The 12,554-nt window shown below is 62.6% G+C and carries 8 protein-coding genes; 2 read left to right on the top strand and 6 right to left on the bottom strand.

What is annotated here, in order from left to right; genetic code table 11:
• Nucleotides 1–11: 11 nt before the first annotated feature.
• The 5 genes from ribB to LOZ74_RS09735 form a co-directional block, all read right to left on the bottom strand.
• A complete protein-coding gene (ribB, locus tag LOZ74_RS09755; RefSeq protein WP_230291043.1) occupies nt 12–1,268 on the bottom strand; it encodes a 3,4-dihydroxy-2-butanone-4-phosphate synthase in 1,257 nt (418 codons plus the stop codon).
• A 362-nt stretch (nt 1,269–1,630) separates the two neighbouring features.
• Complete coding sequence (locus LOZ74_RS09750; RefSeq protein ID WP_230291042.1) at nt 1,631–3,922, bottom strand: EAL domain-containing protein; 2,292 nt, start codon at nt 3,920–3,922, stop codon at nt 1,631–1,633.
• Nucleotides 3,923–4,016: 94 nt separating this feature from the next.
• On the bottom strand, nt 4,017–4,679 hold the full coding sequence (locus LOZ74_RS09745; protein ID WP_230291041.1) for an OmpA family protein: 663 nt from the start codon (nt 4,677–4,679) through the stop codon (nt 4,017–4,019).
• Nucleotides 4,676–6,616 carry a sodium:proton antiporter gene (locus LOZ74_RS09740; protein ID WP_230291040.1) on the bottom strand — a complete coding sequence of 647 codons (1,941 nt, stop codon included), beginning with the start codon at nt 6,614–6,616 and terminating at the stop codon, nt 4,676–4,678. Before LOZ74_RS09740 ends, LOZ74_RS09745 begins: the two co-directional genes overlap by 4 nt.
• A gap of 127 nt (nt 6,617–6,743) precedes the next feature.
• Nucleotides 6,744–10,346 (bottom strand): hydantoinase B/oxoprolinase family protein, encoded by a 3,603-nt coding sequence (locus LOZ74_RS09735; protein ID WP_230291039.1) that lies wholly within the window; start codon nt 10,344–10,346, stop codon nt 6,744–6,746.
• Between the two features lie 93 nt (nt 10,347–10,439).
• On the opposite strand from LOZ74_RS09735, the gene LOZ74_RS09730 reads away from it, so the two are divergent.
• A complete protein-coding gene (locus LOZ74_RS09730) occupies nt 10,440–11,090 on the top strand; it encodes a YitT family protein (protein ID WP_230291038.1) in 651 nt (216 codons plus the stop codon).
• A 4-nt stretch (nt 11,091–11,094) separates the two neighbouring features.
• On the opposite strand, the gene LOZ74_RS09725 is transcribed toward LOZ74_RS09730, so the two are convergent.
• On the bottom strand, nt 11,095–11,688 hold the full coding sequence (locus LOZ74_RS09725) for a hypothetical protein (protein ID WP_230291037.1): 594 nt from the start codon (nt 11,686–11,688) through the stop codon (nt 11,095–11,097).
• A gap of 333 nt (nt 11,689–12,021) precedes the next feature.
• On the opposite strand from LOZ74_RS09725, the gene LOZ74_RS09720 reads away from it, so the two are divergent.
• Nucleotides 12,022–12,414 (top strand): hypothetical protein, encoded by a 393-nt coding sequence (locus tag LOZ74_RS09720; protein WP_230291036.1) that lies wholly within the window; start codon nt 12,022–12,024, stop codon nt 12,412–12,414.
• Nucleotides 12,415–12,554: the final 140 nt, after the last annotated feature.

Below are 12,554 nucleotides of genomic sequence, written 5' to 3'. Positions count from 1 at the left end.
GGGGCGGAATGTCAGGCTTCGATATTTGCGGTTACCGGAGCCGCCGACAGCAGGCGCTCCTCGACGATCGACAGGCCGTAACCTTCCAGCGCAATCAGCGAATGATGCGAAGTGGTGAGCAGGATCATCTCGTGCACGCCAAGCTCGGCAAGGATTTGCGCACCAACGCCATAATCGCGCAATTCGTCCATATCGGGACCGCCACGTCCTTCGCGCTGGTCGAGCATCCGTCCGACAGCGCCGCCACGCAGCTGGCTGATCGCAACGATTACGCCCGAGCCTGCAACCTCGATCTCTTTCATGGCATTGCGGAACAGCCCGTTACGCGGCCCGTTCTCGCCAAAAACATCGGCGAACATGTCCAGCGTATGCATGCGCACGAGCACAGGCTCTTCGGGATTGATCCGCCCGTGTACCAGCGCGATCATCTCGTCACCGGTTGGTTCGTTGCGGAATGCCATGGCGTTCCAGCGAGCGCCGTCTGCTGTTTCGAAACTGCTTTCCGACACGATCTTGACGTGACGGTCATGGCGGCGGCGATAGGCGATCAGGTCGCGGATCGTGCCGACTTTCAGATCGTGCATACGCGCAAAGCGGACCAAATCGTCCATGCGCGACATGGTGCCGTCATCGTTCATGATTTCGCAGATCACGCCCGACGGGTTCAGGCCGGCGAGGCGTGCGATATCCACCGCTGCCTCGGTATGTCCGGCACGGGTCAGAACGCCGCCGTCGCGGGCGATCAGCGGAAACACATGGCCGGGGGTCACGATATCCTCGCGCCCCTTCGATGCGTCGATGGCGACACTGACCGTGCGGGCGCGGTCTGCCGCGCTGATGCCGGTGGTCACGCCTTCGCGCGCCTCGATCGATGTGGTGAACGCCGTCTCGTGCCGGGTACGGTTGTTCCGGCTCATCAGTTCAAGGCCAAGCTGTTCGACCCGCTTTTTCGCCAGAGCGAGGCAGATCAGCCCGCGGCCATGCGTCGCCATGAAATTGATCGCGGATGGCGTCGCCATCTGCGCGGGGATGACCAGATCCCCCTCGTTCTCGCGATCTTCGTCATCGACAAGAATGAACATGCGCCCGTTACGCGCTTCATCGATGATTTCTTCCGGCGACGCGATGACATTGCGGTCGCTGTTCGAACGGAGGAACATGTTCAGCTTCGACAGCGTCTCGGAAGTCGGGTTCCAGTGCGGTTCATCGCAATCCCGAAGGCTGTTCGCGTGAAGACCGGCAGCGCGTGCGATTGCGCTTTTCGTCATGCGCCCCGAATCGACCAATTGGCGAATCTGATCCTGAGTCGAGCTGAGTTGAGTGCTTGTCATGGCGTTGCACTGTCACATTGCAATGTGAATTGCAATATCGATGTGATCAGGCGTTTCGCGGTAGCCGGGGGCAGTGTCTGACGGCGTGGAAAGCGATGGAATTCCGCGGATTTCCGGAACGAACCAATGAAAAACCCCGCCCGGTTAGGGGCGGGGCTGGTCGTTTGGATAACCGATTAACGGTCGGTCTTCAGACCCCAGATCCAGTCGATCAGACCGCGTGCGGCGGTGCTCGGCTTACGGTTACGCATGTTAGGCCTCCAGTTACTGAGGCCTCCCTGTTAACCTTAAAACGATAGTTAATAAAGAGTTAATTTCCTGGCTTCGGCATTTTCCCTGACATCCAGCATGCCCAGCAATTCGGATATCCGCATCGGTCGCCCGTACAGAAAGCCCTGACCGATCACGCAGCCCAGCGAAATCAGCAGGTCCTGCTCGTCTTCGGTCTCGATCCCTTCGGCGACAAGGCGCATGCCAGCCTTGCGCGCGGTATCGTTCAACGCGCGGATTACGATGCGCGCACGGTCGTTATGCTGGGCAAGGGCGACGAAGCTGCGGTCGATCTTGATTTCGTCGCATGGCAGGCCGACCAACAGCGACAGATTGGCTTCGCCCGTCCCGAAATCGTCAAGCGAGATATGAAATCCGCGTTCCTGCAGCCGTTCCAGATTGCGCGCAGCGGTACGGAAATCGTCGATCTTGGCGGTTTCGGTGATCTCGATCGTGATTGCTTCGGGCCTGCCGCCACCGGCTGCGATATTGTCGCATATCAGCGATACGAAATCATGCTCGGCCAGCAGAGTGGCCGAAATATTGACCGAGATCCGCGCCCCTGCATTCAGGGCCGCATTGGCAGAACGGGCGGCCAGGCGCAGCGTATGCGCCGTCAAAGGCTTTAACCGGCCTGCCTTTTCGATAAAGGGGATGAACTCGGTCGGGCTGATTTCGCCCCGCTGGGGGTGCTTCCAGCGGACCAATGCCTCGGCCCCGACGACATGGCCGTTTTCCAGCAAACATTGGGGCTGGAACAGCAGATAGATATGCTGATGCGCGATCGCATGATCGAGCGAGGAGTGCAGCGACAATTGCCAGTCGGTGTCCGATCCGCCCTGTTCGCTGACCAGCGCCATGCGGCTTGGCCTTTTCGACGCGAGCTCGGCTGCGACAATGGTCGCGCTGATCGCCTGTCGCGGCTTGGCGACGTCATTGTCGAGAATGCCGAACGCGCAGGAAAAATCGAGCGTCCGGTCGGACACCCGAAGCGGCGCGCTGGCCAGTGCGAGCAAGCCGGTAATATGGCTCTTGGCATGCTCCATCTCGTCGAACCAGGCGAAATGGCCGGTGGTATCGGTATAGATCCGCACCTCGTTGCCCACCGACAGGCGCTGCGAAATCTGCTGGATAAAGCTGCGATGAAGCGATGGCTCGAGGCTGGCGAGGATTTCCTCGAAATTCTCGACCCGAGCGATGACGAGCCTTCCACGGGACTTGGGGAAATCGTCGAGAAGGGCGTTGAAATTCGACAGGCCCGACGTCGCATCGACGCTGGCGGCGCGCTCTCGCCAGTTGTTGCGAATGCGCACGGCCGCATAGATTCCCAGCAAGGTATAGACCATGCCGGTCGGCAGCAGCAGATCGAAGCGGGCGGCCACGAAGGGCGCCGCAAGCGATGCGATGGCGAGAACCGCATAGGAAAAGCGGCGGGGTTGTTTGGGAAGGGCGGCTGCAAGCGCAAGCGCAAGGCCAAAGGCGAGAAAGGGCAGAAACCAGTCGACCGGCTGCAGGCTGTCCGAAAGCAGCGTCTCTGCCGCGATCGCGCCGACGATCGTGCTTGGCATGGATTTGCGCAGCGGCGTATTGACCAGGCTTTGCGATCCGCTGGCTGGCGCCGCGACAACAAGGCGCTTGCCGGATACCGCCGCAGATTCGACCCGGCCCTGTTCCAGATCGTCGAGCGTGATGACCGGAATAGTCTGCGGCGCATAGCGGAAATCGATGGGATAGGGATTGCCGGGCGCCTTTGTCTTACCGGCAATGGCGGCACCCAGACGGGGGAATTGCTTGCCATCGGCCTCGAATGCGTAGTCGGCCTCGAACACATAGCCCGTTAGCGAGGTCCAGTTGGCATCGACAGCCTCACCATCGACCGGCAGCGACGCATTGCGCGACACGGTCAGCGAATCCTGCGCATTCAGGTCGCCGGCGGCGGCGGGCCATGCGACGATGACGGGCGCTTTTGCGGCATCGATGCTTTGACGCAGGGCAGGGATACCCGGATCGTCGGCTGGAAAGCGTCCCTCGAACACGATCCGTTCGGGCTTCATCGCGTCCAGCGCGGCGATGGCCTTGGCTTCGCGCGCGGCGACGGTATCGATCTCTCCTTTGGAGCGTTCGGTGGTGACCAGAACGATGTCACCGGAAACCGGTCGTTGCATGGTGCGCGACACAAGGACGCGCGGCATTTCGTCGATCAGCTTGGGAACGTCGAGAGCGAACAGCACCACGAGTGCCGCAACAAGCGACAACAGGACCTGTAGCAGCCGGCGATAGGTTCGCGGCTCGATCCGAAGGCGAGAGGGGTACGCGCGCATCGGAGCTTCGATAGCATAGGATAGTTAATAGATCGCTGCTTTCCGCGACCTATATGATGTAAGGCAAATTTTTCCGATTGCTTGCCGCTTTTGCCTAACGTCCCGCCGCATCAACCGGCTCTTGCGCGGGCAAGTCTGTCTCGCCCTCGGCCTCTTCGCTTATCTCTTGCGGAGGCGGGGCAATGACAACTTCGACCCTGCGGTTCTTTGCCCGCCCGGCCTCGTCCGGCTCGCCATCCGGCAGCGCATTGGGTGCGATGGGATTTTGTTCGCCCATCGCAATAATCGTTATATTATCAACATTTGCTCCGGCCTCTTGAAGCACTTTTGAAACCGCCTGCGCCCGCCTTTTCGATGCGCGCAGATTGGCCTCGTCATAGCCGCTGGAATCGGTATGGCCTCTCAGGGTTATTGCACCGCCCTTGGCGAACTGCTCGCTCTCGATAATGCTGGCCACCACCGCTTTGGCATCATCGTTAAGAGCAGTGCCGCCATCACCGAACGGAACGGTCATTTCCAACGGTTCGAGCGGCGGATCGGCAATCGGGCGGGCATCCATGTCGGTCCTCAGGATCGATGTGTTCGCACCATCCTCATCCGGCTGTTCGACGATCGCCTCGACCGCTGTTTCGGGTTCTTCCGGCTCGGGCTCGGGCGCTTGCGGCTGATTGCAGCCGGCCAAAGCGAGAGCCGCGACCGTCAGGGCAAGGATCGGCGCGATGGTGCGGCCGGATTTGATGGTCTCGACGGTGCTCATGCTGGACTGGGCTCCTCTCCCGACGGGCTTTCGGGCCCGTTCTTTTCTCCGTTCTCGTTGGTCAAGGCTGGTTGCGGCGCATTCGCCTGTTCGGCCTTGGCCTGCGCCTTCGCCCGCTTTTCGCGCTTGGCGTGCACCTTTTCGGTAACCGGATCGACAGGCGGCGAATAGGATATGATGACATCGCCGGGCCCCGGCGTTGGGCGCGACGCGTGCGTGAAGAATCGCAGCTTACCGTCTTTCTTGAGCACCAGCACGAAATCCGCGTCGTCGGGCAGCGCATCGCGCGCGCGGTCAAAACCGAACTGGTCGGACAGGCGCGTCTTGCGGAATTCCCATCCCTGCGCCTGCCGCTGGTGCATATCCTCCATCCCCACGCCCGATTCGAACAGGGATCGTCCGCGGATCGACGGGGGCAGGGCGCGCGGATCGTCGTGATGGCTGGCCTCGCCCAGCTGATACACTGCATCGCGCCCGATTTCGGGTGCGAACTCGTTGCAGACAAGGGCGTTATAGGCCTCGTTCTCGGTCGCCGCGACCAACACCTGATATTGCGTCAGGTCGAGCGAATGCTCGGTCGCTTCGGCCAATATTTCGCCGTGATACGTGTCCAGCCCCTGTTGCCGCGCACGCGACAGGCGCCACCAGCTGGTATCGGCCAGCGTCACCGGCACCTCCAGATCGGCCAGTTCCCGTGCCAGAGAAATCGACCATGGCGTTGCGCCGACCAGCAGCAGTCCCGGCGTGGTTGATCCGGTCACGCCCAGCCAGCGCGCGACGGGCGCCATGGTAAAGCCATGCGCCACGATGGTGGCGACGCAGACCGCGAAGGAAAGGCTGATCAATATGGTGCCGTCGTCATAGCCGAGATCGGACAGGCGCAGCGCAAACAGGCCCGAAATCGCCACCGCCACGATACCGCGCGGCGCAATCCAGGCGAGAAAAATACGCTCGTTCCAGGGCACCTTGGAAAAGGCAAGGCTGATAAGGACAGTCGCGGGCCGCACCAGAAACAGGATTGCCAGCAGGAACAGCGTAAACTGCCATTCCAAAAGCCGCAGAGTATCGTAATCCAGCTGCGCCGACAGCAGGATGAAAATGCCCGACACAAGGATGACCGCGATATTCTGTTTGAACGGGTGAATGTCGCGCAGCGAATCCACATTCATATTGGCAAGCGCGACACCCATCAAAGTCACGGCGACAAGGCCGGTTTCCTGCTGGATCAGGTTGGATATCACGAACAGCCCGACCACGACGACCAGCAGGACGGGCGCCTTCAGATATTCGGGCACCAGCCCGCGCGGAAAGCTCCACGCGATGGCCCATGCGGCGGCATAGCCCAATACGGCCGCAGCCAGCGAGGCGAAGACGAGGGCGGGGACCACATCGAACAGGGTCGCGCCATCGGCCGACGCACGGAAATACTCATAGGCGAGCACCGCGCACATCGCGCCGAACGGATCGTTGACGATTGCTTCCCATTTCAGAATGGCGGCAGGCCGCTGTGCCACGCTGGACTGGCGCAGCAGGGGCAGCACCACCGTTGGCCCCGTGACGACCAGAATGCCCGCAAACAGGATGGCGACCGGCCAGACAAGCCCCGCGATATAATAACAGGCCAGCGATCCCGCGACCCACGCGACCGGCACGCCGAACACAACCAGCCGCCAGACCGCGCCGCCCGTTCGCCTGAGTTCCCGGAAATCGAGGCTGAGCCCGCCTTCGAACAGGATCAGCGCCACGCCGATCGATATCATCGGCTCCAGCATCTCTCCGAAAGCGTGATGCGGATCGATGATGCCAAGGATCGGGCCAGCCAGAAAACCGGCGATCAGCATCAAAACGATCGCGGGCCAGCCCGTACGCCACGCAACCCATTGCGCGCCAATTCCCAGCACCCCGACCAGTGCGATGACAACTGCCTGTTCTTCCATGCCCGTCCATTGCTGCCACATTCAGTGGCTGATTGGCAAACTCGCCCCCGTTAATGCAGGCCCGCCCCGGTTAATGCAGGCCCGCCCCGGTTAATGCGGGACAGTGCCGGCTGTTCCGCCAGTAACCCTATTGCGCCTTGCCATACCCGCCGCCGCCGGGTGTGCGGATCTCGATCGCGTCGCCCGGCTGCATGGTAACGGACGCGCAGGCGGCCAGCTTCTCGCGCGTACCGTCGGCATGGATCACGATATTCTCGCCAGTCGCCCCGTCCTTGCCGCCGTCCAGTCCAAAGGGCGGTACGCGGCGGCGGTTCGACAATATGCCCGCCTCCATCGGTTCGCGGAAAATTATGCGCCGCACGATGCCGTCACCGCCGCGCCACTGCCCTTCGCCGCCGGAACCGCGCCGGATCGCGAATTCTTCCAGCACCACGGGAAAGCGGCTTTCCAGTATTTCGGGATCGGTCAGGCGTGAATTGGTCATGTGTGTCTGCACCGCGTCGGCCCCGTTAAATCCGCCATCGGGCAGCGGGCCAGCGCCCGATCCGCCAGCAATCGTCTCGTAATACTGGTAATTCTCGTTCCCGAAGGTGAGATTGTTCATCGTCCCCTGCGCGCCCGCCATTGCGCCCAAAGCGCCGAAAATCGTGTCGGTGACGACCTGGCTGGTTTCGACATTGCCTGCGACCACGGCAGCAGGCGATTGCGGGTTCAGCATCGACCCTTCGGGCACGACCAGCCGGACCGGCGCAAGGCACCCTTCGTTCATCGGCACATCGCCGTCGATCATGGTGCGGATCGCGTAAAGGACGGCGGCCCTCACGATCGGCAGCGGCGCATTGAAATTCCCTGCATGCTGGGGGCTGGTGCCGGTGAAATCGAACACAGCCTCGCCCTTGGCGCGGTCGATGGTGACGGCCAGCCGGATGACCGATTCGTCATCCATTTCATAGGCGAATGCACCATCGTGCAGCCTGCCCAGCAAGACGCGAACGGCTTCTTCCGCCTGCGCCATGACATGGCCCATATAGGCATCGACCACGGCGCGCGATTGCGCTTTGGCCAGCCGGTTCAGCTCGCTCGCTCCCTTGATACAGGCGGCGAGCTGGGCTTTCAGATCGGCAATGTTGCGGTCGGGATCGCGCGCCGGATGCGTGCCGGCGCCCAGCAGGCCGCGCATGTCCGCCTCCTGAAAACGCCCTTCGTCGACCAGCAGCACATTATCCAGCAATATGCCTTCGTCTTCGACGCTGGTGCTGGATGCGGGCATGGAGCCCGGCGCGATGCCGCCAATGTCCGCATGGTGCCCGCGCGCCGCAGCCCACCACGCGGGCGCGCTGTCGTCGCCATCGGCAAAGACAGGCAGCACGACAGTTATATCGGGCAGATGGGTGCCGCCGTCATACGGGGCATTAAGCGCATAGGCATCGCCCTTGCGAATGCCGCGCCCATCCGCGCCGCGCCGCCGTGCCACAGTACGAACGCTTTCGCCCATAGAGCCCAGGTGCACCGGCATATGCGGCGCATTGGCGATCAGATTCCCCTGACGGTCGAATATGGCGCAGGAAAAATCGAGCCGTTCCCGTATATTGACCGAGCTGGCGCTGGCCTGCAGCGCTGCGCCCATTTCCTCGGCAATGCCCATGAAAAGCGCGCCCATGATGGCGGTTCGGACGGGATCGCGCGCGGTGGAGGCGGCCTGTCTGGTGACATTGCCGGTCCGGCGCAGGATCAGATTGCCAATGGTGTCGACCGTCAGGCTCCAGCCCGGTTCGACCACGATGGTCGAGACATCGTCGACCACCAGAGCGGGGCCGGTCGCGGTAAAACCGGCAGCCAGACCGGCACGGCGGAAAAGCGGAATGCGGCGGGTTTGACCGGCCAGATGGCTTTCCACCGTCGCGGCAGGATCGGCGGACCGGTCGGGCAAGGGCAGGGGCGGCCCGTCACGCCGCTGCGAGCGATGGATCGCCTCCACGCGTGCGGTGGCGACCATGATCGCGCCCTCGGGCTCGAAACCGAACCGCTCGCGCCAACCGGAGCGGAAGCGGGTTTTCATTTCGTTCAACGAGAGGAGGGGGATTTCCAGCGTGTTTTCGGTTCCGGCAGGCCGCAGTTGCAAGCTGTGCTCGACCGTAATTCCGGCGCTCTCGATGCCCTGATCGGCCAGTTCGCTGCAGGCTTCCCGCGCCAGAATACCGGCCTGTTCCGTGATCTCGGCCTCATTATGCGCAGTCAGTTCCACGGCCATGCTCGCCTCGCGCATGGCGCGGCGGTCGGCCAGACCCATGCCATAGGCGGAAAGCACGCTGGCCAGCGGATGGCACTGCACGACATCCACCCCCAATGCCTCGGCAACAAGGCACGCGTGCTGGCCGCCCGCTCCGCCGAAAGCGGCCAGCGCGGCGCCGCCGATGTCATGACCGCGCCTGATCGAGATTGCCTTGATCGCTTGCGCCATGTCCTGCACCGCGATGGCGATAAAGCCTTCTGCAGCGTCGAGGGGTGACAACTTACGCCCCGTTTCGGACGCGATTTGTGCGCAAAGTGACGCCAGCTTGGCCATCACGATGTCGCGATCGGGGGGGAGATTGCCCTCCGACCCGAACACGGTCGGAAAATGGCTTGCCTGCAATTTGCCCAGCGCCAGATTGCAATCGGTCACCGTCAGCGGCCCGCCATTGCGATAGCAGGCCGGGCCGGGGAACGCGCCTGCCGATTCGGGCCCGACATGGAACCGCCCCGCCTCGAACCGGCAGATCGAACCGCCGCCCGATGCGACCGTATGAATGCGCATCATCGGGGCAGCGATCCGCACGCCCTCCAGCCGCGTTTCGCTGTCACGTTCATATTGGCCCGAATACCACGACACATCGGTCGATGTTCCGCCCATGTCGAAGCCGACAACGGCGGGAAAGCCCGCTTCTTCCGCCGTGGCGGCCATGCCGACGATGCCGCCCGCCGGTCCCGAAAGGATCGCATCCTTCCCGTGAAACTGCTCGCGCGCGGTCAACCCGCCGTTCGATTGCATGAACAATGCATCGCCTGCGTGGCCCAGTCCCCGCGCCACGGTGGAGGTATAGGCCCGCAATGGCGGCGAAACATAAGCGTCGAGCACGCAAGTATCCCCGCGCGATACCAGCTTGATGAGAGGTGCCAGCGCGTGACTGACCGAGATTTGCGTGAAACCCGCTTCGCGCGCGATCCGGACCAGCGCCTCTTCATGCGCATGATAGCGATAACCGTGCATCAGGCAGATCGCGATGGCATCGATGCCATCGGCTCTGGCCTGTTCCAGCGCCGCGCGGGCCTGTGCCTTGTCCAGGGCGCGTTCGACCGTGCCATCGGCCAGCACGCGTTCGTCGATCCCGATCACGCGGTCATAGATCGGTTCGGGAAGCACGATCTGACGGGCGAACAGGTCGGGGCGTTCCTGCGATCCGATCCGCAGCGCATCCTCGAACCCCGCCGTGATCGCCAGCGCCACCCGCGCGCCTTTGCGTTCCAGCAGGGCATTGGTGGCGACCGTGGTGCCGATCCGCAACTCGCATGGCGGCAATGGCCCTTCGGGCGTCGCCGTGATGGTCCGGATCGCGTGGATCGCGGCATCTTCGGCGCGTGCCGGGTCGTCGGACAGCAGCTTGCTGCGTTGCAACGTGCCATCGGGGGCGATGGCCACCACATCGGTAAAGGTCCCGCCGCGGTCGATCCAGAATTGCCATTTGTCCATGGGGACAGCGCCTAACGAATTTTACGCTCGATGGCACGGGTTGAGATATGCAACCCTCTCGTCTAGCGGGCGCGGAGAGGAAGGACCCCCGTGATGACCAGCAGCAAGGCCGCCGAGCGCAGCGGCCCCATCGAACCCGAATTTCCCGAACCTAGGGCCCATAGTCTGGCCGAGGATGTCTATGGCCTGTTGAGCGGCGCATTGCTGATGTCGTTGGGTCTGGTGATCATGAAGGCCAGCGGGATCGTCACGGCAGGTATGGGCGGCGTGGCGCTTCTGTTCAGCTATCTTTTCGGGATGACGGTGGATTTCTGGTTCTGGTCGCTCAACGTACCGTTTCTGGTGCTGGCATGGAGCGCGATGGGGCGCGGGTTCTTCGTGAAAACCGTCTGCGCGGTCGCCGCCGTGTCGCTGACTGCCGCCCTCACGCGCATATCCCTCGATATCAGCGATGTGCATCCGGCCTTTGCCGCCATCGCAGGCGGAACCGCCGCCGGGGCAGGGGTGATGGCCATGCTGCGCCACCGTTCGGGCGTAGGCGGGGTGACGATCGTATCGGTCTGGCTCAACCGCAAAAAGGGATGGAGCGTCGGCTGGCTGACCTTTGCGCTCGACGGTGTGATCATCCTTGCCGCCATTACGACGCGCCCGCCCGAACTGGCGGCGTGGTCGGTGCTGAGCGTGGTGGCGATGAGCGCGGTACTCATCGCCTTTCATCGCCCCGGGCGTTACACCGGCTATTGAGCCGTCAAACCGCCGGTTCAACCTCCCGCTCGCGTTGCGTGGTCGGTTTCGAGACCTCGCGGATCAGCACGTTGAACAGCACCTCATAGTGGATCATGGCCTGGCGCAGATCCTCTGTCGCGACTTCGGTACCGCTGGGGTCGCGGCCCTGGCGCATCGCGATGTCATGACCCTCGCGGTAATGGCGGGCGACATCGGGATAATCGACCGTCAAATCGGCATGGCGCTGGTCGAAATCCGCCACCGGAAAGCCGCGCGCCTGCATCAGCGCGCCAATGCTGCGGTCCGCATGCAGTACGGCCTCGGCAGGGCTGTTGACGAAGATGCTTTTTACCTCGGTCCATTCCGCGGCAAAGCGGTCGTGTTCTTTCGCAGTCAGCGGGCGAATGTCGAACGCGGCCACGCGGCGCTGTCGGTCTTCCAGATCGTGCTCGGCCTTGCCGGTGCTGCCTGTGGTTGCGACCGTACGGTCATATTCGTCACCGAATCGCTGGCGTAGCCGGTTGGTGCGGCTGCGCGCGATGAAATACCAGATCAGCAGGACAGCGATGACCGCGCCCGCGATGGCAAGCCAGACCAGTGGATTGACGGTGTCCATAGTACATCCTCAATTACCTGTCCCGTCGGGCGGATAACGAGGGAGCGTGCGCGCCAGTTCCCGATGCGCCCTTCGGCAAGCGCGTTTACCGCTTTGCTGTCACCTGTGCCGCCGCGATACAGCGGGCGACAAGTGCTTAAGAAACAAGGTTACCGAAATTGAAGATTCGGGCTGGCGCGGTCAAACAGGCGCCAGTCACCCGCTGGGGGCAGGGGTGACATTTTATTCATGCAGGGGCGGTCCCGCCAAACGGGGCCCCGTTAACAACGGTAAGGCCGATGCGTCCGCGGGGGCGGGCAATTCGGCCAGCATTTGCAGCAAAGAGGTCTGGGAATGTCGAACACGAAAGATCAGTTTCGGATGCTTGAGCGGCACGAGTTCGTGGCGCAGTGCCGTCTGCGGGCCGCAGGCTGCCTGGCGCGGATTTCGATCGTTCGCAATCTGACCAGCGAGGGGTGCGCGGTAGAGTGCATTCCCGTCACCCTGCAACGGGGCGATACCATCTATCTGCAATTCGGCAATGTCGGTCCTGTCGAAGGGCGCGTCATCTGGCTGCGCAAGGGTGTCGAGGCGGGCGTGCAGTTCGAACAGGGGCTGCATCCGGCGGTGTTCGATCGCCTGCTGCATATCGCGCATCGCAACATGATCCTCAGCGACGATCCGCAGGAATTGCTCGACGATCTGCCAGCCTATCGCAAGACCGGCCCGCGCGTCGCCGCTTGCTGATTTGAAAGACTTTCTGCGCCGCCATTGGAGAGAGCCGGCGCGGATTGGATCGGGGATGCCAATAAGGCGTTTTGCGCCGGAAAATTGCAAATGAAACCGGTTCGGGGCGCGCTGCACCATTGCGGCGCGCCCTTTGCTCT

The sequence above is a fragment of the Croceicoccus sp. Ery5 genome (assembly GCF_020985325.1).
GTDB lineage: Bacteria > Pseudomonadota > Alphaproteobacteria > Sphingomonadales > Sphingomonadaceae > Croceicoccus.
Note: the sequence above shows the minus strand (reverse complement) of the source record. Positions and strands in the feature narration are given on the sequence as shown.

Excerpts from the sequence above, each read along its gene's own strand:
- ribB (WP_230291043.1), bottom strand. The coding sequence starts at position 1,268 with ATGACGAAAAGCGCAATCGCACGCGCTGCCGGTCTTCACGCGAACAGC.
- LOZ74_RS09750 (WP_230291042.1), bottom strand. The coding sequence starts at position 3,922 with ATGCGCGCGTACCCCTCTCGCCTTCGGATCGAGCCGCGAACCTATCGC.
- LOZ74_RS09745 (WP_230291041.1), bottom strand. The coding sequence starts at position 4,679 with ATGAGCACCGTCGAGACCATCAAATCCGGCCGCACCATCGCGCCGATC.
- LOZ74_RS09740 (WP_230291040.1), bottom strand. The coding sequence starts at position 6,616 with ATGGAAGAACAGGCAGTTGTCATCGCACTGGTCGGGGTGCTGGGAATT.
- LOZ74_RS09735 (WP_230291039.1), bottom strand. The coding sequence starts at position 10,346 with ATGGACAAATGGCAATTCTGGATCGACCGCGGCGGGACCTTTACCGAT.
- LOZ74_RS09730 (WP_230291038.1), top strand. The coding sequence starts at position 10,440 with ATGACCAGCAGCAAGGCCGCCGAGCGCAGCGGCCCCATCGAACCCGAA.
- LOZ74_RS09725 (WP_230291037.1), bottom strand. The coding sequence starts at position 11,688 with ATGGACACCGTCAATCCACTGGTCTGGCTTGCCATCGCGGGCGCGGTC.
- LOZ74_RS09720 (WP_230291036.1), top strand. The coding sequence starts at position 12,022 with ATGTCGAACACGAAAGATCAGTTTCGGATGCTTGAGCGGCACGAGTTC.